We start from the raw sequence: 26,851 nt of genomic DNA on the forward strand, positions 1-26,851 counted from the left end.
CGTTGCGTCCCGCCGATGCACGGCTGCGCGATGCGCGGGGCCGTGCGATGCTGACCGCCGCTTTCCTACCCGCACGGCGCACCGTCATGGCACAGGTCCAGATCGTTTCCGAAGGCCCCAACTACCGGCACCAGATCCGCAGCGGCGAACACCAGCTGATTGCCGACGAACCAGCCACGCTGGGCGGCCACGGCGCGGGCATGGCACCGTTCGACCTGTACCTGGCCGCGTTGTCGGCCTGTACGGCCATCACCCTGCGCATGTATGCGGAGAAAAAGGGCTGGGCACTGGGTGAATTCCGTGCCGAGCTGTCGTCCTCGCGCGATGCCGCCGGCAAGCTGCAGGTGCATCGTGTACTGCATGCCAGCGGCGCCCTCAGCGACGCGCAGTGGCACCGCCTGCTGGAGGTGGTGGAGAAAACCCCGGTCACCCTGGTGATGCGCGAGGGGGCCACCATCACCAGTGAACGTGCGCCCGGCTGAGTATCGCCCGGTAGATGCCCTGGACGCGGCATCGCAGGTAACAAGATGACCTGGCGCGCCGCCCCAGAGCGATGACGGGGGAGACATCTCGCGGAGACCACGCGCCAGGTCAAAAATCGCCCCGGCCGATACGGGAGAGTCGCATCGGCCCGGGGCCAGGGACAGCAGGAAAGGCGCGGCCGATCGCCGCGTTGCGGGTCAGCGGCGCTGCGCCATGCCCGATATCTCAACGCGACGGTTCGGTCCCAGGCAGGCAATCACCGCCTGCCGATTGCCCTGCGTGCACTGCACCAGCGCGTTGGCTTTGCCGTGACCCTCGGCAACAATCGCCGTGGCCGGTACCCCCCCTTGTACCAAGGCATCGCGTACCGCCTGGGCGCGCCGCTGCGACAGCCGCATGTTGTAGCTGTCACTACCGATCCGGTCGGTGTAGCCGGCCACCTGGATGGTCTGTACCTGGCTGGCGTTGCGCACCTGCTCAAGCAATGCATCCACGCTGCGGCGCCCGGCGTCGGTCAGGGTTGCACTGTCGAAGGCGAACAAGGCATCGGCCGACAAGCGCACCGGCTCGCTCGGCATGGGAGCCGGCGGCGGTGGCGGTGGCGGCGGTGGCGGTGCCGGGGGCTGCAGCAGCGCTGCACAGGCCTGCGGTTTCCAATAGCCGGCCTGGGCAATCCCCTTGTTGTCAAAGTGCACCTGGAACTGGCAGGTGAAATAGTCACCGCCGGGATTGCTGCGGAAGTTGAACAGGTAATTCCACTCGCGTACGCCCCACATGCCTTCGCCGAAGTGCGGGGTTCCCAGCAAGGTATAAAGCTGGCGTTTGCTCATCCCGCGCGCGAACAGGCGCAGGTTGTCGAGATCGACGAACAGGCCTTCCTTCAACGTGGCCCGCTTGGGGTCGGGGAAGGTCACCGCGCTTTCCTCGGCATCGGTGGCCGGTTCGCCCGGCGCTGGATCATGGTGCCTGCCGCCGCTGGCGCAGGCGCTGAACAGCAGCACCGCCAGGGCCAGCGAGAGCGAACGCAACAATGGTGTGTGGTCGTGCTGGATGGACGTGGACATGGATTCCCCCTTGGGCGCCGGAGCGCACTGGTATCCCCGGTGCCGCGCTGGGCGGACACCGGGAATGATCATCGCCGTTGAGTCAGGTGCGTGCGCTTACCACTGGATGCCGGCGCCTACCGACACCCCGCCCTCGCCCCGGCTGTTGGTGGTACCGGCGACCTTGTAGATCCAGCGGCCGCCCTCGGAGACACCGGAGATGCCCACCGCCACGCCGGACTCGCCGTTGTAGCTGCCCGCTGCGACCGCGGCCATGCTGCGCCCGGCCTCGTACGGCTGCGGCAACCCGGCCACCGCCATCGCGGCAGCGACACCGGCCGAAGCGCGGTCATCGGTGCGGCGAAGGTTACGGTCGAACGAATCGAAGCGTTCGTCGGTGTAGGCCTTCGACCAGTCCAGGGTCTGGTTCATGCCGGCGCGCAGCTGGTCCACGTTGACCGCATCGGTACCGGCGGTACCGGCGGCGACGTTGCGCACGGTGGTCGGCCCGGTGCTGGTGCTGCCCAGGGTGACGCTGTTGAGGTTGGTGGTGCCGTTGACGTTGGTGTCGTAGCGGATGGTGCCCTGCTGGGAGGCCTGCAGCTGGCGCACGTTGACCGCATCGGTAGCCGCGCTGCCATCGCCGACGTTGGCGATCTGGCGTTCCGCGCCGGCACTGCCGACCGAGACGGTGTTGTCCCGGTTGGCCACCGACCCGGCACCCAGTGCCACCGCGTTGTTGGCCTGGGCACTGGCGCCATTGCCCAGCGCGGTGCTGTTGGCACCGGCCGCACTGGAGCCGGCACCGCCGGCGGCGGAGTTGGCACCGGTGGCTGCCGGCGCGGCCAGGTTGTTGCTGTTGTTGACCTGGAACATGCCGGAGGTGCCGTTGTTGATGTTGGTGATCTGGGTATCGGTGTAGGCCTTGGACTGGTCGATGGCGTAGTTCACGCCGTTCTGCAGCTGGCCCACGTTGACCGCGTCGTAGCGGTCCGAGCCATCGGCCACATGGGTGACCTTGCGCTCGCCACCGGTACTGCCCACCGACACCTCACCCACCGAGTTGCTGCCGCCGGTGGCGCCATACGCGCCGGTGTAGCCGGTCTGTGCACCGGTGCTGGCCACCGCCCCGCTGCCCAGCGCCACGCTGTTGTCGGCGCTGGCGCTGGCGCCGTCACCGATGGCGGTACTGCCGCTGCCACCGGCGCTGGCCAACGGGCCAATGGCGATGCTGTTGGCGCCGGTAGCGCTGGCAGGCCCCTTGGTCGAATTGACCTGCACGAACGGGCTGCCCGCGCCTGGCTGGATCTGGTCGATGCGGGTGTTGAGGTTCAGCAGCGAGTTGTCCACTGCGGCGAAGGCCACGGTGACGTTGCTGTAGTCGTTGCTGAGCACGCTGCCATCGGTGGCGATGGAGGAGATGCTGAAGGTCGGTGCGGTCCAGATGTTGGTGGTCGGGTCGAAGCTGGTGGTGCCACCGAAGTAGCCGATGATGGCGTTGTTGGTCTGGAACAGCTGGTTGCCGGTGACCGCATCGCGGCTGCCGGCCAGCACGCTGCCATCGGCCAGGTTGGTCAACGCCACCGCTGCGCCGGTGCCGCTGCCGGTCAAGGTCACCTTGTCGGTGGCATTGCCGCTGGCGTCCACGTCGTACTTCACCGCCAGCTTGTCCACCGCGTCGGTCTGGTCGGCCACGTTGGCCAGCGACTGGCTGACCGCATCGAATGCGGTGCCCACGTCGTTGTAGTCGCCTGCGGTCACCTGGCCGGTGTTGGACACCGAGTTGATGGTGTAGGTGGGTGCACTGATCACGCCATTGGCATCCACTGCCGCGCCGCCGCCCAGGTGGGTGGCCAGGGCCTGGCTGGCATTGAACAGCTGCGCACCGTTGATTGCCTCGGTGCTGGCCGCACCTACCGCACCTGCGCCGACATTGCGCAGCGTGGTGGTGCCGCCCCCGTTGCCCAGCGTTGCGCTGGCGTAGTTGACGCTGCCATCGGGGTTTTCGTCGTAGCGCAGTGCGCCTGCTTCGGAGGCCTGCAGCTGGCCCAGGTTGACTGCATCGGTAATCGCAGTACCGGCGGCCACGTTGACCACCTGGCGCTCGCTTCCCGCCGCGCCCACCGAGACCGTCCCGGCCCGATCGGCGACAGCGCCCGCGCCGACGGCAATGGCGTTGGCAGCCGTTGCCGTCGCCCCCGTGCCGACGGCGATGCTGTCGGCTCCGCTCGCGGTCGCTTCCAGCCCGGTCGAGTTGATCTTCAGGTACTTGCTGCCAACCCCGTTGCGGATATCGGTGATCTGCGTGTTGAGGTTCACCAGTGAACCGTCCACCGCCGAGAACGCATCGGTGGCGTTGTCATACACGCCCTGCGCAACGGCGCCACCGCTGGAGATGGTGCTGATCTGGAAGCTCGGCGCAGTCCATGTGCCGGTGGCCGGGTCGTAGGCGGTCAGCCCGCCGAAGTAATCGACGATGGCCTGGTTGGTGGAGAACAGCTGGGCGCCATTGATCGCCTCGGTGCTGGTCGCACCGACCGCACCCGCGGCCAGGTTGCCGATAACGGTGGTACCGGTGCCGCCGCCCAGGGTGATGCGACGGTAGTTGGCCCCGCCGGCGCCGTCGTCGTCGTAGACCACCGCGAAGCCGTCCAGCACGTCGATCTGGTTGATCGCCCCCTGCAGCTGCGCCACGTTGACCGCATCGCTGGCCGCACTACCGGCGGCCACGTTGGTGATCTGGCGCTCGCCACCGGCAAAGCCCACCGACACTTCACCGGCCGAGACCTGCGCGGTGTTCAGGCCGAATGCGCTGTAGCTGGCCTGTGCGCCGCGGTTGGCGACGGTGCGGTAACCGATGGCCACGCTGTTGGCCTGGTTGGAGGTGGCCTCGGCACCCAGCAGCACCTGGCCGTTGGCCGTGCCCTTGGCGCTGTCGCCCACCACCACCGAGTGGCCCATGCGCGCGGCATAGTCGGCCGTGGGCACACCGGTGGGATCGTTCGGATCGTTCAGGCCGGCGCCGGGGAAGGCGACGTTGGCATCCACCTTCGGCAGCTCATGACGTGCATTGGCGCCGATCACCACCTCGCGCGAGCCGTTGGCATAGGCGCCATCACCCACCAGCACCTGGTAGTCCTGCGCGGCATTGACCGCCCAGCAGTCGACGCTGGCCACCAGCAGGTTCAGGCACTTGTTGGACCAGCCAGGTGCGCGGTCCGGCAGCAGCAGGCCCAGCAGGCCATTGGGGTTGCCGTTGTTGATGTTGTAGATGTAGCTGTCGGAGGTCACACCACCCAGCAGGGTCAGGTGCGAACTGCCGCCGGTGACCGCGCCGCCCAGGCCGTTGAGCAGGGTTCCGACCGGGGTCAGGTTGACCAGCGGAATGCCCAGCACGTTGGTCACCGAATAGGTCTGCATGACGTTGGCGCTGCTGACGGCCAGGTTGCCGTTGCGCACATAGCCATCGCCGCCGAGCAGGCCCTGCGCGGTCGGCCCCACCAGCGTGGACAGCGAGCCGACCAGGCCGCCGGTGCCGATGATCAGGCCCGCGTTCGGGTCGGCCGGTGCCGGTGCCTTCGGGCTCCCCGGCGGCAACGCGGTCGGCGCGGGCAGGATCGTACCGACCACCCCGCCGACGATATTGCCCACCGTGTTGCCGAGACCGCCGACCACGTTGCCGACGGTGTTGCCCACCCCGTTCAACAGATCGCCGACACCGCCGAGCAGGCCGCCGCTCGCGGCCGTGGGCGATACCGTCATCGAGCTGGTCTGCATGACCGCCGCATTGGCGTCCACACGCTTCGGATTGCGGTCTGCCGCGTCCACCAGGTGCCCGACGGCATCCACGCTGACGCCACCGGCCACGCCGGTAGCCAGGGTCGCCTTGACCGCATCATCCACGCCGCCGCTGACCGTTTCACCGGCCCCCAGCGCAATGCCCGCATCCACGGTTGCCGATGCGCTGGCCTTGGTGGCCAGCGCGGTGTCCACCGTTGCATGGAGCGTGGTGTCCAGGTCGCCCTTGAGCGCACCGGCCGCCAGTGCCGCCCCACCCTTCACCTTGGCATCCACGCCCAGCGTGGACTGCGCCGATGCAGTGGCCTTCGGCGTGGCCGCCACGGCGGTATCCAGTGCTGCATTCACCGACACCAGATTGCCGATACCGACCTTGATGCCGGCATCGGCCGACACGCCAGGCACGGCAACCTGCTGTGGCAGCGCAGCCTTGGCCCCGGCACCGACCTGTACCACCAGCAGTGGCGCGGCGGTCGTGGCGTGCCTGCCCAGGCCCAGGTTGAGCGACACGTTGGCATCGGCGCTCAGTGCCGGCGAACTATCGCGGGTGCGGACTACGGCCGCCAGGGCGGCCTCGGCGTCCAGCTTGACCGGCAGCGGCGCGTACTTGGCCGTCAGCGCATCCAGGTCGCTGCGGGTCTGGCTTTCGCCCGCCAACGCCGTGCCGCTGCACATGGCCAGGGCAAGGCCCATCGACAACAGCGACAGCGGCACTTTGAGGTGCACCACGACCGGGCCTGCGACCAGGCTGCCGCGTCCCGTGGCAACTTCGGAAACGACCACCAGGGCATTCAGCCGGTGGCTCCAGACCAGTCGAAAGATACGGTTCATCAGGTATTCCCCCGTTTACGGACGATGTGTACTGCATCAGCCATGCCTCTCGGCACTTGGATGTCATTACAGACGTCTTGTCACTCACGGGGCACTTCATTCCGGCAGCACGAACGTGCGTTCCGGCAAGACAACGGTGAAAACCGGCAGGCGGATGCGCAATTCCGGCAGATTGCCGGAAACGTGCATTTTCAGATCACCGGGAACGCAAGGGGTGTCGCCGACGCTCAGGCCGGGCTGCCAATCTGCGCCGGGGCACGCATCAGCGTGTCGCGCGGCAGCTCGCCAAACACGCGACGATAGTTGTCGGCAAAGCGGGACAGGTCCCAGAGACCGCAGCTCAATGCGACGGCCTTGACCGACTTGCGGCTGGAGTCGGCCATCGACAACCCCCGGCAGGCCGCACACAACCGCAGCATCGACAGGTAGCGGTTCGGCGAAGTGCCGAACAGGTCCTCGAAGGCATAGCGCAAGGCGCGCTCGCTGACCCCGGCGGCGTCACAGATTTCCTGCATGTAGATATAACGACGCAGATTGAGCCGCATGAAGTTCTCGGCCCGTTGCGCGATCAGGTAGTGCGTGCGCCGCGCGCGGCTGTTGGACGGGCGATCCTGGTTGCCGGCCGCCAGCAGCGCCTGGATGTGTTCATGCAGCAGTGCATCCACCGCGTTGGGCGGCAACGCCGTACCGCTGCCCAGTTCGCGATGCAGTTGTGCGTAATGCTGCATCAGGCGCGGCCCTGCTGCTCCTGCGCCGGGGCTGAAAAGCGACAGGGCCTGTCCGGATGGCAGCGTGCTGCGCAGGCTCAGCTCCACCAGTTTGCGCTGCACCCGCTGCATCGGCGCCAGCAACAGGCTCAGCCGCGTGCCGGCGCTCAGGGTGAACTCACTGATTCCCTCCGGCAGCACCGTCACCGCCATCCCGGCGCTCAACGGTATGCCGTGGCACCAGCTCAGCGCCTCGTCGGTATCGTGGATGAATCCGATCAGGCACCAGTCCTGCGGCAGCATGAAGCGCCCACGGAAATGGAAGCCGCAGACCGCCGTGCACAGCAACGCCTCGTCGTGCACCTGCGAATGCAGCGCTGCGCGCGGCCCGTTGCCATCCAGCAGCACCATCTCCACATCGCACACGCGCAGCACGCCGCTCAGCGTCGCCAGGTCAAACGACCGGAGCGTGCTTTCGCCAATGCCATCCACTACACCATCAACCATGACAGTGATGCCCCCTTTGGCCCGGGTGTCGACGCGCACCGCTTGTGCCGCGACCACCCTGCTGCTTCATGCATGCCAACCGCGATAAACCCGTACACCGGCCACCAGCGCGGCGACGGGAAGAACTCCAGTAACTCCAGCGTGGCGCATCCCGACCGTGGCCGGATAATCGATGCGCATTTTCGGCAAGTATGCCTGAACTTGGCGCAGGGTAAATGGGCAGGCGGCCATTACCGACAACCATTACCAAACCCCTTGGATACAGCTGTGCGAATCGCATTCATCGCGTCAAAAAACCGTCGTCACGGATTCATCACTGTATAAACACGCTGCTTTCACCTTATAAACATTAAATGGAAGTCAAGCGATCACGAATCGCGTGATGTACGGCACGGATTAAAGTCCATCGCACTCCTGCCGATTCTGTGCATTAGATTCGTTTGCACTCGCCGACTATAAAAATACGTACAGGCCCGGCAGCTCCAATGGCGGAACCGGGCAGGTACACCAGGGGGACGCAATGACAAGGCTCGATGGTTTCACTCCGCTCCCTTCCCGGAGCACGCATGCGACGGCCCATGGCCCGCGCGTGCCGACCCTGCCTGCCGCGTTCTGCTCGCTTTACGTCCTGCCGGGCCCTGCCCGGCCGGACCAGCGGCTGTAGTTCCGGCCGTGCCCTGGGCAGGGAGTGCCCAGGTCGTGGGAGGGCCCCGGTGGAACCGGACCCGGCCTTCCTCTTGCAGGTATCTCACTCGATTGACCGGGAACAAGGAGAAGTCCGTCATGAATGTTTCGATCCGCAAGTTCATTGCCGAAGAAGATGGGGTCACCGCGTTGGAATATGGCCTGTTGGCCGCCGTGATCGCCGGTGTGTTGATCGCCGTCGCAGGGCCTGCCCTGACGACCATGTTCACCACGCTGTTCAACCGCCTCGTGGCAGTCGCCACCACAGCGACGACACCGACCTAGTTCCATTCGCCGGCCGACGCGGCCGTGCAGGGTTGAAGTGCGGCGAGTTCCGCAGGCGCAATGCCTGCGGGAATGGCAACGCTTTACCCTCCGCCGCGGCGGACCCGGTGCACGCGCCTTCATGGAGGAGCCCCGCATGTCACTGCTACCGGTACTGGCCCTGCTGTTGAGCCTGCAGGTCGCGATCAGCGATCTGTATGCAAGGCGCGTGTCCAATCGCTGGTTGCTGTGTGCGGCGATGATCGGGCTGGGATGGCTGCTGCTGTCGTGGGCACGCGGAGACGCCGGCTTTCCGGGCATGCACCTGGCCGGCCTGGCCATCGGCCTGGCGGCACTGCTGCCGTTCTATCTGCTGCGCTGGATGGGCGCGGGCGATGTGAAGTACTTCGCCGTACTGGGGCTGCTGCTGGGCGCACCGACCCTGTTGCCGATCTGGGTGATCAGCAGCCTGCTCGCCGGCGGCCATGCCATCTGCGTGATCCTCGCCCCCCGCCTGCGCGCGACACTGCCGTTGCGTGCGCAATGGCTGCACGAGCGCGTGCAGCACCAATGGCGCGCGCATCCCGGTGCCCGCCAGGCACTCAAGGCGCGCCAGGGCCGCGTGGGCGTTCCGTATGCCGCCTACATGGCGTTGGCCACGGTACTGGTGATCGTGCACGCCCACTATGGAGCCCTGCAATGAACACTACCGTCCGCCGTGCGATGCATCGCCGGCAACGCGGCGTGGTGACCATCGAGTTCGCTTTCATGTTGATCCTCGGTCTGGTGCCACTGCTGATGCTTACCTATACCGGCGTGATGCTCATGGCCGTGCAACAGACCCTGTCGATGGCCTCGGCCGAGGGTGCGCGTGCCTCGTTGCGCTACGCCAGCACCAGTGACCGTCGTGCGGCTGCCTGCCAGGCCGCCCGCCGCTCGATGCAATGGCTGTTGAACTATGCCGGCCAGACCCCGGACTGCAACAACGCCGGCGCGCCGCCGATCGTAGTCTCCGCACCGGCACCGTGTGCCGGGTTGGCCAGTGCGCAGTGCATCCAGGTTTCGGTCAGTTACGACTACAGCAGCAAGCCCTTCCTGCCCGGTACCGGCCGCCTGTATGGCTGGGTGGTGACCGCGCCGATCCGCAGTACCGCCGTCGCCCAGCTTGACCTCGGGACGCCCTGAGTGGCCCGATCCTTTTCCCTGGAGGCAGTTGCATGCTCAAGCTGACCCGCATCGCCGCCGTGGCCCTGATCGCGCTGGCCCTGTTGCTGGCCGTGATCGCCATCGTCGTCAGTCGCCGCGCACCGGCCCCCGCTGCCCCGGCCCCCCAGGTCGCCGGCGAGCCGAGGAGCTGGCCGGTGGTGGAAGCAGCCACCGCGCTGCCGGCCGGCCGGCCGATTGCCGCGGGCGACCTGCGTATCGGCGCGGCGCTGAAAGCCCCCAATGCAGGCTACGCGACCATCGCCGCGGCCACCGGCGCGGTGCCGGTGCGCGATATCCCGGCCGGCGCCGCGCTTGAGAGTGGCCTGATGGCGCAAGGCTACGCGCTACGCCTCAACCCCGGCGAGCGCGCCCTGGCCGTGCCGGTGGATGAACTGGTCGCGGCCGGCAACCGCATCCTGCCCGGCGACTTCGTCGATGTGTTCCTCAATCTACGCGCCCCACCGGGCATGAACACCGATGGCCAGGCCCAGGCGCGGCTGTTGTTGTCGCGGCTGCGCGTGCTCAGCTATGGGGCCGCGGACACCGCGCCGGCGCAGAGCGCTGCGACCCAGGAACCGGAAAGCACGGGCGACAGCCGCGCCCAGGACATCACCCAGAACGCCTCCAGCGGCAGCGGCAGCGGCAGTACCGCGATCCGCAGTGCCGTGCTGGCCGTACCGGTGGCCGAAGCCAACCGACTGCTGCTTGGCGCACAGCAAGGCAAGTTGTTCCTGGCGCTGCGCAATCCGTCGGATGTCGGGCAGCCGGACCTGGCCTTGTTCGCCTCCCCGGGGGGCGTGCTGAGCCCACGCCGTGAGCTCAGCCCGGAACAACGGCTGGCGTTGGAATCCCCCGAGAACGATGCCTACGCCGGTATCGACAGCGATGCACTGGCTGGCCGCGCCGCCGCGCCGCCGCGCCAACCTGCCCCGGCGCGCGCAAGCGCACCCCGAACCGCCCCCCGCCTGGATCGCGGCATCGAGATCATCCGCGGTGAAGCCTCCTCCCACAGCGGCTCGCCCTGAGCCCATGCCGAGACTCTCCATGACGCCACGCCCCGCCCTCGCGCATCGTCCCTCCCCTCGTTGGCTGCCCCGCATGGCGCTGCTGGTCGTGCTCGGCACCTGCCCTGCGCTCGGCATGGCCAACGCCGAACTGGTCCTGCAGACCCGCGAGCAGCGGCCGTGGACATTGCCGGCCGACCTGGAGCGGGTGGCCATCGCCGATCCCGGCGTGGCCGACGTGGTGATGCTGCGCGGTCGCCAGGCACTGCTGGTCGGCAAGGCACCGGGCACCACCACGCTGCTGCTATGGCACCGCCAGCAGACCGAACCCCAGCGGCTGCAGGTGGAAGTGCGCAGTGCGGTGCAGGGCGCACTGACCGGCAACAACGACCTCCAGCTCACCGTGCAGGGCGACCAGGGCCTGCTGCAGGGCAGCGCGCCAAGCCTGCTCGAGCACGAACAGAGCCGCAAGGCGGCGGCCATCGCGATCGGCGACAAGGGCCAGCTTGCCGATGTGTCCTCGGTAGGCAGCGGTGGCGTGGTCCAGGTCGAGGTAAAGGTGGTGGAGTTCAATAAATCGGTGCTGCGTCAGATCGGCATGAGCTTTGGCAACAAGAATTTCAATGGCAGCAATGGTTTCTACTACGGCATCACCCGGCCCGGTGCCTCGCTGCCGGGCGTCGTGCCAGGTACCGATTCAGGGACCGGCACGATAACCAATGACCTGGTGGTGACCAACCCGCTGTCGTCCGCGTTCGGCCTGGTGTTCAAGTCACTCACCCACGGCTGGGATGCCAACATCGACCTGCTACAGAGCAACGGCATGGCCCGCGTACTGGCCGAGCCGACCCTGGTGGCGCTGTCCGGCCAAAGCGCCAGCTTCCTGGCCGGCGGCGAACTGCCGATCCTGGAGCCGCAGGGCCTGGGCACCACCACCATCACCTTCAAGCCCTTCGGCATCGGCCTGACCGTGACCCCGACCGTGCTCGGCCCCAACCGCATCGCACTCAAGGTCGCCCCGGAAGCCAGCGACCTGAACTATGCCGCCGGCATCGCCTACAACGGCGTGCAGATCCCCTCCATCACCACGCGCCGCGCCGACACCACGGTGGAACTGGGCGATGGCGAAACGTTCGTGATCGGCGGGCTGGTCAGCAACACCGTCAGCTCCAACGTGGACAAGGTGCCCCTGCTCGGCGACCTGCCGATCATCGGCTCGTTCTTCCGCAGCCTCAACTACAAGCGCGAGGAAAAAGAACTGGTGATCATCGTCACGCCACGGCTGGTGCAGCCGCTGGCCAAGGGCACCGAAGTTGCCCTGCCCGGCGAACGCGAGGCAAAGCCGAACCTGCCGGTGTGGGGCGCATGGCTGCTGAGCCCGGCCAGCTCCGACCAGCTGCCCGGCTTCTCGCGCTGAGCACGATGCCAGGAACCCGCCGACCATGTCCGCCGCCTCCGTCCAGTTGCTGCAACCGATGGCCCCGCCGATGACACTGGTGCTGTTTGCGCCCGACCGTGGCCTGCTGGCGGCGCTGACCGCCAAGCTGCCCGTGGGCACCGTACTGCAGTGGGAAGACAGCCGCGGCCCGTCGTCGGTCCTGGATGCGCATCGCCGCAGGGGTGCCTGCATCGTGCTGCTGGACTATCGCCGCGAACAGGCCACCGCCTCGGCCGAACTGGGCCGTCAACTGCAACAGGCGCTTCCGGACCTTCCGCTGGTGGCGGTCGGTTCCACCGCAGGCGACCAGGGGGAAGGTGTCGTCGCGGCGGTCCGCAGCGGTCTGCGCGACATTCTCGACCTGGACGCCAGCACGGCCGACATCGATGCCGTGCTGCGCCGCGTCGCCGGCCCTGCCGCCGTGCGCAGCGTGGCCGCCGAGGCGGCGCACAAGGGGCGGCTGGTGCTGGTGCTGGGCGTGCGCGCCGGCGTGGGCAGCAGCACCCTGGCCGCCCACGTGGGCGTGCTGGCGCAGCGGCTCGGCCATCCCGATGCCACTGCCGCCCAGGACATCGACCCGGCCCAACACAGCAACAGCCTGCTGCTGCTCGACCTCGGCCTGCCGGCCGGTGATGTCGCGCTGTACCTCAACCTGGACAGCCAGTTCCACTACGACGATGCGCTGCGCAACGCCAGCCGCATCGACGCCACGCTGGCCCGCACCGCCATGACCCGCCACCCCGGCGGGCTGGCGCTGCTGGGGCAACCCGCAGGCAGCGATGCCGGGCCGATCGCCGACCCCGCCGTGCTGGTACAACGCCTGCGCGGCGTGTTCGAGACGGTTCTGTGCGACCTCGGCGGCGCGCCACTGCGGCAGATCCCCCGTTCCCTGCTCAACAGTGCCGACGAGATCTGGCTGGTCGCCGACCAGGCCATCGGCACCCTGGTATCACTGGACCTGATGCTCAAGCAGCTGGAAACACTGGGTGCCCGCGACGGGCGCCTGCAGCTGGTGATCAATCGCCACGAAGAAGCCGACGGCCTGGCCCCGGCGCAGATCGCGCAGCGTTTCGCGCTGCCGCTGTTGGCCACCCTGCCCGATTGCCATCGGCTGCGAGCCAGTGCCAACCATGGGCAGCTGCTGTTGCACGATGCCCCGCGTGACCCGTATGTGCGTGCCCTGACCCCCCTGCTGGCGCGTCTGGACCCGGCCACCGCCGGCGCCCTGCCGCGCGGGTGGCGGGAAAAACTCGTCCTCCGCCTGAGTGGTCTCCAATGGAAGACAAAGTGACCCCGTTCGCACCCCCGCCCGTCCGTACCGAGGCCAACGCCGCGGTGGAGCTGGCGTCTCCGCCATTTGCGCAGTCCGACGAGTACCAGAAGGTACTGGTGGCGGCGCATGAGCACCTGCTCAACAGCATCGAGGACGAGCGCATCGATATCGATGCGTGGGCACCGGACACCGTTGCGCGCTACGTGCATACCCAGACTGCGATCTTCGTACAGGAATGGCGCATCCCGATCAACGAAGCGGAGATGGAGGTGGTGGCCGCGGCGCTGGTCAAGGAGCTGACCGGGTTCGGCCCGCTCGATGACCTGCTGCACGACCCCAGCATCGAAGACATCCTGATCAACGGCTACAAGGACATCCACATCTCGCAGGGCGGACGGCTGCTGCGCGCGCCGCAGCGCTTCAGCGACGACAGCCACCTGCTGCGCATCCTGCGTCGCATCCTGGCGCCGCTGGGCCGCCGCCTGGATGAAACCAACCCGATGGTGGATGCGCGCCTGCCCAACGGCGGGCGCCTCAATGCGATCATCTCCCCGCTTGCGGTGGATGGCCCGATGGTGTCCATCCGCAAGTTCCGCAAGGACCCCTTCACGCCCGACGAACTGCTGCGCATGGGGACCTTCGACACCGCCATGCAGGCGCTGCTGCATGCGATGGTGCTGGGCCGCTGCAACATCCTGGTTTCCGGCGGCACCAGCTCGGGCAAGACCTCGCTGCTCAACGCACTGGCCAGCTACATCCCGCCCGACGAACGCGTCATCACCGTCGAAGACACCGCCGAACTGTCGCTCAACCACCCCCATGTGGTCCGCCTGGAAAGCCGCATCGGTGGCGCCGACGGGCACGGCGTAGTGAGCATCCGCGACCTGGTCCGCAACAGCCTGCGCATGCGCCCGGACCGCATCGTGGTCGGCGAAGTACGCGGCGCCGAGGTGCTGGAGATGCTGCAGGCCATGAACACCGGCCACGACGGCTCTATGGCCACCATCCACGCCAACTCCCCGCGCGACTGCCTGTACCGCATCGAGATGCTGGCCGGGTTTGCCGGCTTCCAGGGCAGCGAGGACAGCCTGCGCCGGCAGATCGCCAGCGCCATCGACTTCATCGTGCAGATCTCGCGGCTGGGCAGTGGCCGTCGCGTGCTGGTATCGATCACGGAAATCACCGGCGTCGGCGACAACCTGATCAGCACCCAGGAAATGTTCCGCCACGAAATCCAGATCGATGCCGACGGCAAGGAGCGTGACCGCTGGATCGGGCTGGGCTTCCAGCCGCATTCGCACAAGCTCGAACCGTTCCGTCGCCAGCTCCGCGACGCCCTCGATGGAGGTTACGGCGCATGATCACGGTACTGCTGCTGTGCAGTGGAGTGCTGGTGCTGGTGGCGATCGCCCTGGAACTATGGGGCGGCGCCGGCCGGCGCGAGCGTCAGCGCGCGTCATTGCAGCACACCGAACAGCGCCTGGCCGCTACGCCGGCACCGCCCACGCTGGCCGGCACGCCGTCCCGCGCCAACACCCCCCTGCTGCCGGCCGCCACCGCCCGCCCCGGCGCATTGCCGTGGGATGCGCTGCTGCAGCGGGGTGGTCTGCGCACCGGCTGGCGCCTGCCCATCCTGTGGCTGCTGGGCGGCCTGCTGCTTGCCGGACTGGCGGCGATGCGTCTGGGTACCGCCTGGATGTGGCCGATCACGCTGCTGTTGTACGCCCTGGTGGTCGGGGTATGGGTATCGCGGCGGATCAGCGCCATGCAGCGCCGGTTGCTGCGCCAGCTTCCCGATTTCCTCGACAACCTGGTTCGCCTGACGGGCTTGGGCAACAGCCTGCAGATGTCCTTCCAGACCGCCAGCCAGCAGGTGCCGATTCCACTGCGCGGACTGCTCGATGACACCATCTCCGGTGCCCGCAGCGGCCTGGACCTGGACCGCGCCCTGAGCCAGGCCGCACAGCCCTATCGGCTCGACGTACTGGACGTACTCGCGGTGGTGCTGGGGGTCAGCATCCGCATCGGCGGCCGCTCGGACCAGATCCTGCAGCGCATGAGCGACTTCATGCGCGACCTCGACCAGGCCCAGCAGGAACTGTCGGCCACCACCTCCGAAACCCGCATGTCGGCCTGGGTACTGGGCCTGTTGCCGCCGTTGTGCGGGCTGCTGATGGCCATCGCCAGCCCTGAATTCTTCGAACCGGTACTGCGCGCGCCGTTGGGCCACAAGCTGCTTGGGATCGCGCTGCTGCTCGAACTGATCGGCGCCTTCGGCTTGTATCGTCTGGCGCGCTCGCTATGAACGCCAGCCACCTGTGGGTCGCCGCACTGCTGATACTTGCCGCCGGCATCGCCCTGCTCGGGATTGCCTGGCTGCTGCTCAGCGGCCACCAGCAACGTACCGAAGGCACCCTGCAGGGCGCGCTGCGCGCACGCGACGCCCCGCCTGCCGCGGCCCCGCCCGAAGCGGGGCATCGCGGCCTGTCCTGGCTGGCCACGCTCGGCGAACGCTTCAACGGCGGCCACCTGGAAGCTGCACTGCTGGCACCCGAAGACCGCCTGCTGCTCGACCAGGCCGGCTGGAACACGCGCACCGGCACCGCCGCCTTCCTCGCCCTGCGCCTGTTGCTGGCAGTGGCGTGCCTGCTGCTGGCATGGAGCCTGTTCCAGGGCAGTGGCGTCGGCCGGGTACTGATGATGCTGTCGGCGCTGGCCTTCGGCATCCTGCTGCCCAAGTTCGCCCTGCGCGCGTGGGCTACCCGCCTGCGCCGCCGCGTCTCGGCCGAACTGCCGCTGCTGATCGACCTGCTGCGGCTGCTTCAGGGCGTCGGTTTCAGCATGGACCAGAGCCTGCAGACCCTTGGCGACAAACTGCGCACGGCGATCCCGATACTGGGCCGGGAGATCCACCAGGCCAACGTGGCCTACATGCATGGCCGTACGCGCCAGCAATCGCTGCGCCGGCTCGGCGAATCGTTCGCTGATGAAGACCTGCGCAGCCTGGTGCAGCTGATGCTGCAGGTTCATGAACATGGCGGCGCAGTGCAGGAACCGCTGCGCCAGTTCAGCGTGCGCCTGCGCGAGCAGCGCCGTTCCACGCTCAAGGAAAAGGTCGGCAAGCTCTCGGTGAAGATGACCGTGGTGATGATGCTGACCCTGTTGCCGGCACTGATGCTGGTGCTGTCCGGCCCGGCGATCATCGCCTTGGCCAATGCCATGACAACCCTGTGATGACCACCATGCCGACCCACGCGCTCCGTTGCTGCCTGCCGCTGCTTACCCTCCTTCTGTGCGTCGCCTGTGGCAGTACGCGCAATGCCTACCGGCAGGACCCGGTGAGCCTGGCGCCGGAGGAAAAGCCGGCGCAGGACGACAAGCGCATGTACCTGGACCTGATCGGGCAGATGCAGCGCCAGGGTGCGTACTACGCCTCGCTGGCGCATGTGGACGCCTACCGCCAGCGCTACGGCGACACCCCTGCGCTGCGCCTGCTGCAGGCCGATGGCCTGCGTGAAACCGGGCAAGCGCAGGCCGCGCAGGCGATCTACACCAGCCTGACCAGCAGTCCGCAGGCCGCCGCCGCGTGGCACGGACTGGGCCTGATCGCCGCGCGCGCCAACGATGGCACCCAGGCCGAACAGGCGCTGGCCCGCGCGGCGCAGTTGCAGCCGTTGAACACCGACTACCTGGGCGACCTCGGGTTTGCACGGCTGCGTGCCGGGCAGCTCGCGCAGGCACGCGAACCGCTGGCCAAGGCCGCCGAGCTGGCCCCCGGCAACGTCAAGGCCAGCGCCAACATGGCGGTCTGGGCACTGCTGCGCAACGACACCGCCATGGCCGAGCAGATCATGCAAAGCGCGAAACTTCCCGATGCCGCGCGCGATGAAGTGCAGCGGCTGGCACAGCAACTGCGCCAGCCAACCGCGCCGATCGCCCCGCCCGCCGCGCCGATCGAAACGCCGGCCCCCATCGCAGCCACCCCGCGGCCGGAACCGGTGCCTGCGCCGGCCCGCCACCCGGTGGCGGCCGAATCGATCCGCCACGCGCGCGGGGACGCACGCATTGCCCCGTCGATGCTGGAACGCTTCGGTGGACCCGACCACGCCAACGAGAGCACGCCATGACCCTCACCGCCTCCACCGCCCTGTTGCGCGGCACGCTGCTGCTTTGCATGGCCCTGGCCTGCACCACCGCCGGTGCCCAGCAACGTCCTTTGACCGGGCAGATGCTGGCCGAACCGGCGATGTCGGCCACGCCGGTCGAGAGTCCGGCCGTCCTGCCCACCCATGACCTGGTCGCGCCGCCCGCGCCGGCGCCTCCGCCTGCAGCCGTCCCGCCGCCGCTGCCCATCCACGCCGCCGCGGCGACCCCGCGTCCCGCGCGCGCCCAGATCGGCGATACCACCCGCGCCGCCCTGCGCCTGCAGGCCAGTGGCGAACAGGCCGGCCCACGCCTGCCGATCCTCGGCGACCAGGCCACGTTGAGCTATGCGCGCTACCTGAAAAGCTTCGAGCACCCGATCCCCGAATACCTCCAGAAAACCGTCCGCACGGGCGGCACAGGTTCCAGCAACGGAGAGTGATCCCATGAACCGATCGCGATCGACCCGACCCCACGCGCCACCGGGGCGCACCCTGGCACGCCAGCGCGGCGGCATGTCGGTGACCATGATGCTGGTCATGCTTGGCCTGATCGCGATGCTGGGCCTGGTCGAGGTTGGCTACCTGTACTGGGCCAAGCGCGACGTGCAGAAGATCGCCGACCTGGCCGCACTGGCCGGCGCCCAACGGTTGGACCTGTGCACGCCGGACCGTGCCGACAACGACGCCGCGCGCCGCAACGCGCAGCAGGCCAACCGCTTCTCCGGCACGCTCAGCATCCAATGCGGCGACTGGAACCCCACCCACGCCAGCGTCGATCATTTCGTCAGCATCGCCGCCACCGCCCCGGTCAACGCGGTCAAAGTGGTGGCGCGGCGCCCAGTGCTTCCGTTCTTCGGCCAGGCCGGCGCACTGCCTACCGTGAGTGCGCAGGCGGTGGCCACCCGCGCGCCCCCGCTGGCGGTGTTCAGCGTTGGCTCGCAACTGCTGCGGGTCAACGGCAATACGCCGCTGGGCGGCGTGCTGAAACTGGTCGGCGTGGACCTCGACCAGACCACCCTGCTGGGTTACGACGGCCTGGCGCAGGCCAAGATCACCCCCGGTGGCCTGCTCGCGGCCCTGGGCATCCCGGTGGACGCCAACATCAGCATTGGCGATTTCAACGCCCTGCTCGCCGCGCACAAAGTCTCGCTGGGGCAGCTGCTGGATGCCACCGCCAGCGTGCTGGCGCAAAGCGGCGTGGCCAACATCGACCTGCGTGCACTCAACAACGCGCTCGCCGCCAAGCTGGATATCAGCAAGCTCAACATCCAGCTGGGCAGCACCGACACCGCCGGTGGCCTGTTCGGCCGCATCGTCGCCCCCGACGGCCCTGCCGCTGCCGCGCTGCACGCCGAGGTCAATGCGCTGGACCTGATCACCACCAGCATCAGCATCGCCAACGGTGGCAAGGGCGTGGCGGTCAACAACCTCAACGTGCTCGGCCTGATCCAGGCCCAGGCCGCCATCGTCGAACCGCCGTCCATCGCCATCGGCGGGGTCGGTGCGCGCGCCTACAACGCACAGGTGCGGGTACACCTGAATATTGACAGCAACAACCTGCTGCTCGGCCTGGGCAGGGTACTGGGGCTGCTTGGCATCCGCCTGCACCTGCCGATCTATGCCGACGTCACCAATGCGATGGGCACCCTGACCTCGCTGCAGTGCGCCGCGCAGCCGGCCACGGCCACCATCCAGGTCGACTCGTCGGTACTGCGCGCCTGTGTCGGCAAGGTCGCCGACAACGCCAAGTTCTCCACCCGCAACGTCTGTGATGCCGGGCTGCAGAACGAGCAGTTGTTGACCCTGTTCGGCACCCCGTTGATCAACGACCAGATCAAGCTCAACGCGCTCACCCACAGCGAAGCGCTGACCCTGTCGCCCGGGCAGACCGGCTCGACCTGGATCAACGGCGCCCAGATCGGCACCGCCGTATCGGACCTGGTGCGTGAACTGCTGCGGGTCCTCAGTGGCATGCTCAATCCCGCCAGCAAGGGCATGGGCACCGGCGACACCGCCACCCAGTTGGCCGACCGGTTCCTCAAGGCGGCCAATACCGGCAACGGTCTGTACGACGTGGACAAAACCATCAACGTGCTGCGCAACGGCTCACCTGCACAGGGACTGGAGCCGTTCGGCGACTGGCAGGTCAAAAACGGCGTGCCGTTCTCCTGTGTGCTGGGGCTTGGAACCTGCTGGAAGGACGGCTCTGCCTGGGATGGCTACCGGACCGTGGTGACCGGACAAGGCCTGGGCCTGCTCGACGGCCTTGTCGGCACCCTGCTGGGTGGCCTGGCGATCAACCGCTGCAGCGGCCTGGTCAGCGTGCTGCTCAACTACAACAACTGCGTCAAAAGCAACCTGGCCTCCTATATGCAGACCGCCCCGGCCGGATTGCTGGACAACCACCAGGGCGGCGGCAGCGTCACCGACCCCACCACCAACAGCGTGGCCTGCAGCGGTCTGCTGTGCACCCTGCTGCGGCCGGTGCTGGAGGACCTGCTCAAGCCGCTGCTCAACGGCGTCGGCACCCTGCTCACCCAGACCCTGGCACTGGTGCTGGGGCTGGAGCTGGGCCGCACCGACGTGCACCTGCAGGCGGTGCAGTGCAACCCCGCGCAACTGGTCTATTGAGCGCGGGGTGCATGCTAGACTGCCGCGGGGACACAGATTTCACAGACGAACCTTCACCGATTGAGCCATTCGTGGACGGCCTGATGATGCGAGAGAGAAAAGCGGTTGTTTCCGCCAACCGGCGTGTGCTTGCCAGCAGCCTGCTGGTGGTGTTGCTCGGCGTGGCGCCGCAGGCCCTGGCCGCGCGTGCACCGAAAGCCGAGGCTGCACCGGCACGCACCGCACCGGTGGTGCGCAACAGCGTGGACGAACTGCGCCAGCTGATGGATTCGCAGCAGCTCACCGAACTGCGCACCACCTACAACGGCAGTTATGGCGCCAGCCTGCTGTTCAACACCAGCACGCTGCAGTACTACGCCGCGCTGTTCCACGAAAAAGATTTCTGGCGCGTGATCAAGACCGACTCGGTCGAGAACGCCGAGACGGTATACCGCACCTTCGTGCAGCAGACCCAGGAACTGGCCCAGGTGTATATCGACACCACCCGCCTGGAAGCCGGCAAGCGCTACACCGAGAACCTGGTCGCCTACAACGAACAGCGCCTGCGCAGCCTGCAGCAGGAAGCGGAGCTGCAGCGCCAGCAGTCGTTGCAGGTCAGCAGCTCGATCCAGCAGGCCAAGCAGCAGGCGGTAACGCTGAGCACCGATCTGCGCAGCACCCACAGCCAGTTGGACGCGCTCAACCAGCGCATCCAGGCGCTGCAGGCGCAGCAGGGCAATCCGGCGCTGTCGCTGCCGGCGCCGGAAGCACCGCCCGCGGCACCATCGCCCAACGGCGAGCCCGGCACGCCGTAACCGGCGTGGTGTCCGGCGCCGCCGTTCACCGCCATTCGGTCCCACAACGTCCAGGCCACGGCCTGGACGTTGTCGTTTGTGACCAGTGCAGTACCCTGCACACGACGCACTGACGCACTCCCGTACGGGACACCGCAAGGACATGGACATGACCACGAGCCCCACGCGCCACGCGCGCGATACCCTGCGGCATTTGCCGCCGCTGCGCAGCGCCGCCCGCGCTGCCGCCCTGCTGGCTGCACTCGCGCTGGCCGGCCAGCTCCAGGCCGCCAGCCCCACGCCGCCGAGCGCGCGTGCTTCCGACCCGGCCTGGCTGGGCTGGATGCAAGGCTTCCCGCCGCCGGAAGACAAGCGCATCCGCTACACCGACAGCGACTACTTCAGCTTCCCCAAATTGCGCTGGACGGCCTGCCACTTCCGCCAGTTGATGCCCACCGTCGGCGTCAGCCGTGGCCCGGGCGCAGCATCACCGCTACCGCAGCGCCTGGATGCCGGCATCGACGCGCTGTCGTTCACTCCGTTGAACGGCACCGGCCGCATGCGCTGGGACGAATCGCTGCAGGCCAACTACACCGACGGCATCGTCGTGCTGCACGACGGCGTGGTGGTCTACGAACGCTACGCCGGCTGCCTCGACGCGGCAGGCCAGCACGGCGCGATGTCGGTGACCAAGTCGATCACCGGCCTGCTCGGTGAAATGCTGGTTGCCGAAGGGGTGATCAAGGAAGATGAAACCGTCGGCACGATCATCCCCGAGCTGGCGCACAGCGCCTTCGCCGATGCCACGGTAAAACAGGTGCTGGAGATGACCACCGCGCTGCGCTACAGCGAAGACTACGCCGACCCCAAGGCCGACGTCTGGACGTACTCGGCCGCCGGCAGCACGCTGCCGCCAGCGCCGGGGTACACCGGCCCGCGTGGCTATTTCGAGTTCCTGCAGACGGTGCAGAAACAGGGCCGGCATGGCGAGGCGTTCGGCTACAAGACCATCAACACCGACACGCTGGGCTGGATCATCGCCCGGCGTACTGGCAAGCCGGTGTCCACCCTGTTGTCCGAACGCATCTGGCAGCACCTGGGGGCCGAACAGGATGCCTACTACACCGTCGACTCCACCGGTACGCCATTCGCCGGCGGCGGCTTCAACGCCGGCCTGCGTGACCTGGCGCGGCTCGGCCAGCTGCTGCTGCAGGAGGGCCGGGCCCACGGCGAACAGATCGTGCCTGCTGCCGCCATCGCGCGAATCCGCGCTGGCGGCGACAAGCAGGTGTTCGCCAGGGCCGGCTACCCGCTGCTGCCCGGCTGGAGCTATCGCGGCATGTGGTGGGTCAGCCACAACGCACATGGCGCCTACATGGCGCGCGGTGTGCACGGCCAGGCGCTGTACATCGACCCCACCGCCAAGGTGGTGATCGCCCGCTTTGGTTCGCACCCCACCGCCGGCAACAGCGCCAACGACCCCACCACCCTGCCCGCCTTCGATGCGCTGGCGCGGTACTTGATGGCCCGGCCGGCAATGCCATGAAACCCGCCGGGTTGCGCTGGAACAGGCTGCCAATGCAATGCCGCATCGTTCGTACGACTGCCGGTTGCCCTGCCCAGGCACACGGTCAACGACACGCGTCGAACACGCGGTCATCCCACCGCCGGTCGCGCACCAGGTTGCGCTTCATCCCCACGTTGCGCTGGGCAGCATCTCGCTGGCGCCGGGCCGCCTGGCACGCGCGCGCGTCGTGATGCAGGGAAATGATCGCCCCGGGCGGTGCGCGTTGCCGTGATGGGGCGAGGCCATGCCGGCGACGTGGCTGTCGCAGCCGCTGCCGTGGCACGGACGGCGTGCGTTGCGCCTCCAGCGCCCGTGCGCTTGCCTTGAGTTCGCGACGGATCGCCTCGATCCGCGAAGCATGCTGCCGCTCGATCGGCACCACGTCCACCTCCCAGGCCTGCTCGGCCTGGCCGTCGGCACAGGCGTGGCGCTGGTAGGTGGCCACCCCCTCCACGCGGCATTTATGGATCTGCTGCACCGGCACCGCAGCCGGGCCCGCCCACGCGGGCGACATCGGGAGGCAAGCGAGCCACCCCGCCCAGCAGCTCATCAGCACTACAACGGATCGGGGCGACATCGGCATCTCCGTGGACGGCGGCCAGCGTCGCGCATTGCCGCGCCGCCCATCACGACGCCGTTGGCGTTCCACCGTCGGCACGGGGTTCACCTACCCGTGCGTACGGGCAATCCCTCGCGCAGGACGCAGGGATCAGTCGGCCAGCCGGTACTCCAGCACTTCATCGCCCAATGCATCGATCTCGCCGATAGGTCGCCACCCCAGGTGCCGATAGAACCCATGCGAGCGCACCGCCGGATCGGCCGCACAGCCCAGGAACAGGCGCCGGATACCCCAGCTGCGGAAATCCTCAAGCATGCGCGCCAGCAACGCCTTGCCGATGCCCTGGCCCTCCCACGCCGGCAGTAGCGCCAGCACGATGATCTCGCCGCTGTCCCTGTCACCGAAACAGTATCCGACCATCTGGCCGTCCACCTCGGCCACATGCCCGGGCAAAGCGCCTTCGGCGACGCCCTCGGCCCAGCTCTGCACGGTGATGCCGAGCGCGGCGAGTTGCTCGGCAGAGAAGGCATTCTCGCGGGTGCGTCCGCGCAGGTCGATGCAGTCGGCAGCATCGTCGGCGACGGCGGGGCGGTAGAGGATGGGCATGCAGCAACGTCCGGACAGGCGATCGATCCGCCGACCATAACGCAGATGGTCACAAAACCGCCGCATCCCTGTCGCAACGGCCACAAGCGGCTGGATCGGGTACGCAGAAAGGCTCGGCCAAGCCGTAATGCTATCCACTTCGGTCTCCCGTATCTGGCGAGGCATGCGTGGTTCGGGTCAGCGTCACCACCAACGGTGGTGACCTACCTTTCGGTGCACGCGCGCGGAAAACCGCAACACCCACGCCAACCATCAGCGTGCGCCGTTGCATACCGCAAGCCGAGCCCGTTGGCCGCCGGCAGGTCCTTGGCAAGATAAAGGAGGAGGCCGTCGCCGCAGGCGTCGGCCGGGGGACATTTGCACAAGGGCCTGCCGGCCGCCAAGGGGCACCAAACGCGCGCGTTGCAGCCAAGCGAAGACGCACACGCTCGCTGCTCTCGCCCGTTGGAGCAAACCTCGCCCCTCAACGGGAAGAAGAGCAAAAAAAAACGCCGCGATCCCTGATGGAATCGCGGCGTCTTCTTAAGTGAACAGCATTACGGTCAAGCCGGACCCTTCTGCTGTACGGCTCACTGCGTCAATCAGAGAAAGCGGTAGTCAAACTCCAGCCACAGCTGGCGGCCATAGGGGTCGTAATTGCCCACCGGGTAGAACGGCCAGCCACCGCCGTTCTTGTCCGCCGGCGGGCGGCTGTCGCGCAGGTTATTGACCACCAGTCCCACGCTCGCGTTGTCGTTGAGCTTGCGGTACAGGCTCGCGTTATAGGTCATGTAAGGCGCAATGCGGCCGCTGCCGTCGGTCTTGGGCAACGAGCCATAGCGCATGCCGTACAAGGTGGCCGTCCATTCCTTGATCGCCCAGGTGACGCTGCCGTTGACCTTGCTGCGCCACTGGTAGCTGTCCAGTGAATTGCGCTGGTCCACTACCGCGTCCTCGGCAAACTGGCGGTACTCGTGCTCGATCACCAGCGAATAGGCCAGACGGGCCGAGAACTGACCGTAGCGACCGGCATCCCAGCGCGTGGTTGCCTTCAGGTCGATACCGCGCACCGATTCGGATGCCGCGTTGATCGGGTTGATCAGCACGCGCACCACCTGGTTGGGCTGCACGGCGGCATCGGCCGGGTTGCGGATCACCCGCGCCAGCGCGTCCTGGCACTGCGCCGATGAAATATCGCGCGCTTCCCCGCCCACTGTCTGGCCGAGTCGGCAATCGGCTTCGTCACGCAGGATCCGCGAGGAATCCAGGTTGGTCACTTCCTGGTCGATGCGGATGTCGTAGTAGTCGGCCGTGAAGTCGACATTCGGCGATGGCGACCACACAAACCCGACACCGTAGGACTTGGCCGTCTCCGGCTGCAACTGCGGGTTGGCACCGCTGGTGTAATCAATCGACAGGCCGCTGTAGTCGCAATCGTCATAGTCCTGCCCGGCACTGCGGCAACGCCAGTAGTCGGTCATGCCGGGGTTGTAACCACGCGTCTCGCTGGCGAACACATAATTCATGTCCGGCGCGCGGAAACTGGTGGCGGCACTGGCACGCAGCAGCAGGCTGTCCAACGGACGGAACTCCAGGCCGGCACTCCAGGTGGCCTTGCCAAGGTGATCGCCCGCGGCCCGATACTGGTCGTAGCGGCCGGCCACCGTGGCAGTCAGGCGCTCCAGCAGCGGCAACTGCAGCTCCACGCCTGCCGCGTAGCGGTCACGCTCGCCGCTGGCAGGAATACCGGCGCTGGTGTTCCAGAATTCACCGGTGCCCAACCGCGCATCCGGCTGGTTGCGGTAGCCCTGGCTGCCGGCCTCCAGCACCGCGGCCAGGGCCGCCCGGCCGCCGGGCAGATCGAACAACTGGCCATTCACGCTGAAAGTGGCGGTCTGCAGCCATGCCGCGTTGCGCGACTCCTGGGTAGTGGCGAGGTCGTCGTACTCGTTCGGGGTCAGCGGCTGGTACAGGCGCGCCGGATCCGGCGCGAATACATCCACGCCGTTGCGGGTGCCCAGTTGCGGCCCGAGCAGGTAGGCGTTGATGCCTGCCAGCAACACCGGTCGCCGCGTGCGGTTTTCGTAGCGCGACCGGCTGTAGGCGGCCTCGTAATCCCAGGCCGACTCGCCCAGGCTGCCACGCGCGCCCACGTTGAACGACCACGACGTTTCCAGGAACCGGTTGGCATTGCGCTGCACGCCACCGATTTCCTCCGGTGCGAAGCGGCGGTACCAGCTTTCCAGCTGGCCGCTGTTCTGGTTGTAAAAATAGTTGCGCGAGGAGGTCCAGGTGGGCGCACGGGTGTTGTTGTAGATCCGTGCGGTGCCAATGGCCGCATCGGCAAACAGTTCCTGGCGGTCGTTGAGGTGCCAGGTCACCGCGCTGTACGCATCGATGTTGCGCTTCTCGGTCTGTACGGTCCAGAACGTGGCCGCCGCTTCGTTGCTGCCGCAGTACGCGCCCAGGCGCGGATTCTGCGCGCGGAACACGCTGCCGCCATACAGCGGACTGCTGGCGTCGCAGCCGGCCGCGCCCGGATCGATGTAGTTACCGGTGCTGGCGTTGCGGCGGTAAGCCACCGCCGTGGCCAGCGGGGTCACCCCGCGCGGATCGTCTGTGAGTGAATCCATGAAGTCGCGCTGCGAGCCGTAGATCGCCTTGCGGTTGGCGATCTCCAGGCCGAAGATCGCATCCCATTGCTCGCTTGAGCTGCCGCCGACCACCTGCAGGCGCTGGTTGTCGCCGCCGCCCTGCTCGGTGGTGCCGGCCTTGACGTTGATGCCAACGCCTTCATAGGTCTTCTTCAGGATGATGTTGACCACCCCGGCGATCGCGTCGGACCCGTACACCGCCGACGCCCCGCCGGTGAGGATTTCGATGCGGTCGATCAGCGCGCTGGGAATGTTGGCCAGGTTGACCACGTTGACCGAGCCTTCGTAGGCCAACGGGTAATCCGACTGGCGACGCCCGTTGACCAGCACCAGCGTGCGGTTGGGCCCGAGCCCACGCAGGTTGATGGTATTGGCCGCCGGGGTGAAGGTGTTGCCGAAGTCCTCACCCTGCACGCTGCCGGTGTTTTCGGTCAACGCGCTGAGCGCCTCGAACGCACTGCGATAGCCCTGCGCCTCGATCTGCTGCTGGGTGATCACCGTGACCGGCGACGGACCTTCCACGCTGGCACGCGGAATACGCGAGCCGGTGATCTTCACCGCTTCCAGCTCGGTGGGGGCGGCACCCTCGGCGGCCAGTGCCAGCGGGCTGATGCCCAACAGCGGCAACAGGGAAACGACCAGGGGCCGCAGGCGCAACGGACGACGAAGCAGGGACATGCAGGTTCCAGAGTGGGAAAA

General features: G+C 67.6%; 21 protein-coding genes. 15 read left to right on the forward strand and 6 right to left on the reverse strand.

Features of this window, described 5'->3' with window-relative positions; translation table 11 throughout:
* The first annotated feature begins 86 nt into the window (after window positions 1–86).
* The gene (locus tag AC3IR9_RS11125; protein WP_489290780.1) at window positions 87–482 is read left to right on the forward strand and encodes an OsmC family protein; all 396 of its coding nucleotides are present in this window, start codon (window positions 87–89) and stop codon (window positions 480–482) included.
* Window positions 483–680: 198 nt separating this feature from the next.
* Here the strand turns inward: AC3IR9_RS11125 and AC3IR9_RS11130 are convergent, their stop codons facing one another.
* From AC3IR9_RS11130 to AC3IR9_RS11140, 3 genes are all read right to left on the reverse strand, one after another.
* Window positions 681–1,547, reverse strand: coding sequence for an outer membrane protein assembly factor BamE (locus AC3IR9_RS11130; RefSeq protein WP_489290781.1), 867 nt, complete (start codon window positions 1,545–1,547; stop codon window positions 681–683).
* Between the two features lie 96 nt (window positions 1,548–1,643).
* Window positions 1,644–6,155 (reverse strand): YadA-like family protein, encoded by a 4,512-nt coding sequence (locus AC3IR9_RS11135; protein WP_489290783.1) that lies wholly within the window; start codon window positions 6,153–6,155, stop codon window positions 1,644–1,646.
* Window positions 6,156–6,382: 227 nt separating this feature from the next.
* Window positions 6,383–7,369, reverse strand: coding sequence for a helix-turn-helix domain-containing protein (locus AC3IR9_RS11140; protein ID WP_489290784.1), 987 nt, complete (start codon window positions 7,367–7,369; stop codon window positions 6,383–6,385).
* Between the two features lie 783 nt (window positions 7,370–8,152).
* On the opposite strand from AC3IR9_RS11140, the gene AC3IR9_RS11145 reads away from it, so the two are divergent.
* The 14 genes from AC3IR9_RS11145 to AC3IR9_RS11210 all read left to right on the forward strand — a co-directional run bounded on the left by AC3IR9_RS11145 (window position 8,153) and on the right by AC3IR9_RS11210 (window position 22,333).
* Window positions 8,153–8,338 carry a Flp family type IVb pilin gene (locus AC3IR9_RS11145; RefSeq protein ID WP_489290786.1) on the forward strand — a complete coding sequence of 62 codons (186 nt, stop codon included), beginning with the start codon at window positions 8,153–8,155 and terminating at the stop codon, window positions 8,336–8,338.
* Between the two features lie 136 nt (window positions 8,339–8,474).
* Entirely contained in the window at window positions 8,475–9,020 is a 546-nt protein-coding gene (locus tag AC3IR9_RS11150) for an A24 family peptidase (RefSeq protein ID WP_489290788.1), read from the forward strand.
* Window positions 9,017–9,502 carry a TadE/TadG family type IV pilus assembly protein gene (locus AC3IR9_RS11155; protein ID WP_489290790.1) on the forward strand — a complete coding sequence of 162 codons (486 nt, stop codon included), beginning with the start codon at window positions 9,017–9,019 and terminating at the stop codon, window positions 9,500–9,502. The genes AC3IR9_RS11150 and AC3IR9_RS11155 overlap by 4 nt, the downstream gene beginning before the upstream one ends.
* 32 nt (window positions 9,503–9,534) lie before the next feature.
* Window positions 9,535–10,548, forward strand: a complete 1,014-nt coding sequence (cpaB, locus tag AC3IR9_RS11160) for a Flp pilus assembly protein CpaB (protein WP_489290791.1) — start codon at window positions 9,535–9,537, stop codon at window positions 10,546–10,548.
* Between the two features lie 73 nt (window positions 10,549–10,621).
* Complete coding sequence (locus tag AC3IR9_RS11165) at window positions 10,622–11,944, forward strand: type II and III secretion system protein family protein (protein ID WP_489290793.1); 1,323 nt, start codon at window positions 10,622–10,624, stop codon at window positions 11,942–11,944.
* Between the two features lie 25 nt (window positions 11,945–11,969).
* Window positions 11,970–13,256 carry a CpaE/TadZ family protein gene (locus AC3IR9_RS11170; protein ID WP_489290795.1) on the forward strand — a complete coding sequence of 429 codons (1,287 nt, stop codon included), beginning with the start codon at window positions 11,970–11,972 and terminating at the stop codon, window positions 13,254–13,256.
* Window positions 13,241–14,599, forward strand: a complete 1,359-nt coding sequence (locus AC3IR9_RS11175; protein WP_489290797.1) for a TadA family conjugal transfer-associated ATPase — start codon at window positions 13,241–13,243, stop codon at window positions 14,597–14,599. Before AC3IR9_RS11170 ends, AC3IR9_RS11175 begins: the two co-directional genes overlap by 16 nt.
* Complete coding sequence (locus tag AC3IR9_RS11180) at window positions 14,596–15,543, forward strand: type II secretion system F family protein (protein WP_489290799.1); 948 nt, start codon at window positions 14,596–14,598, stop codon at window positions 15,541–15,543. Before AC3IR9_RS11175 ends, AC3IR9_RS11180 begins: the two co-directional genes overlap by 4 nt.
* Window positions 15,540–16,472, forward strand: coding sequence for a type II secretion system F family protein (locus AC3IR9_RS11185; protein WP_489290801.1), 933 nt, complete (start codon window positions 15,540–15,542; stop codon window positions 16,470–16,472). Before AC3IR9_RS11180 ends, AC3IR9_RS11185 begins: the two co-directional genes overlap by 4 nt.
* On the forward strand, window positions 16,472–17,365 hold the full coding sequence (locus AC3IR9_RS11190) for a tetratricopeptide repeat protein (protein WP_489290803.1): 894 nt from the start codon (window positions 16,472–16,474) through the stop codon (window positions 17,363–17,365). Before AC3IR9_RS11185 ends, AC3IR9_RS11190 begins: the two co-directional genes overlap by 1 nt.
* Complete coding sequence (locus AC3IR9_RS11195; RefSeq protein ID WP_489290804.1) at window positions 17,362–17,823, forward strand: DUF3613 domain-containing protein; 462 nt, start codon at window positions 17,362–17,364, stop codon at window positions 17,821–17,823. The genes AC3IR9_RS11190 and AC3IR9_RS11195 overlap by 4 nt, the downstream gene beginning before the upstream one ends.
* Before the next feature lie 4 nt (window positions 17,824–17,827).
* On the forward strand, window positions 17,828–20,014 hold the full coding sequence (locus AC3IR9_RS11200; protein WP_489290806.1) for a TadG family pilus assembly protein: 2,187 nt from the start codon (window positions 17,828–17,830) through the stop codon (window positions 20,012–20,014).
* 86 nt (window positions 20,015–20,100) lie between these two features.
* Window positions 20,101–20,808, forward strand: coding sequence for a DUF2968 domain-containing protein (locus AC3IR9_RS11205; RefSeq protein WP_489295798.1), 708 nt, complete (start codon window positions 20,101–20,103; stop codon window positions 20,806–20,808).
* Between the two features lie 148 nt (window positions 20,809–20,956).
* On the forward strand, window positions 20,957–22,333 hold the full coding sequence (locus AC3IR9_RS11210) for a serine hydrolase domain-containing protein (RefSeq protein WP_489290808.1): 1,377 nt from the start codon (window positions 20,957–20,959) through the stop codon (window positions 22,331–22,333).
* 85 nt (window positions 22,334–22,418) lie between these two features.
* On the opposite strand, the gene AC3IR9_RS11215 is transcribed toward AC3IR9_RS11210, so the two are convergent.
* From AC3IR9_RS11215 to AC3IR9_RS11225, 3 genes are all read right to left on the reverse strand, one after another.
* Window positions 22,419–22,931, reverse strand: a complete 513-nt coding sequence (locus AC3IR9_RS11215; RefSeq protein WP_489290810.1) for a hypothetical protein — start codon at window positions 22,929–22,931, stop codon at window positions 22,419–22,421.
* Window positions 22,932–23,063: 132 nt separating this feature from the next.
* Complete coding sequence (locus AC3IR9_RS11220; protein ID WP_489290812.1) at window positions 23,064–23,519, reverse strand: GNAT family N-acetyltransferase; 456 nt, start codon at window positions 23,517–23,519, stop codon at window positions 23,064–23,066.
* A 581-nt stretch (window positions 23,520–24,100) separates the two neighbouring features.
* Window positions 24,101–26,830: a TonB-dependent receptor gene (locus AC3IR9_RS11225; RefSeq protein WP_489290814.1), complete on the reverse strand. Its 2,730-nt coding sequence runs from the start codon at window positions 26,828–26,830 to the stop codon at window positions 24,101–24,103.
* Window positions 26,831–26,851: the final 21 nt, after the last annotated feature.

The organism is Stenotrophomonas sp. GL_101, assembly GCF_057835675.1.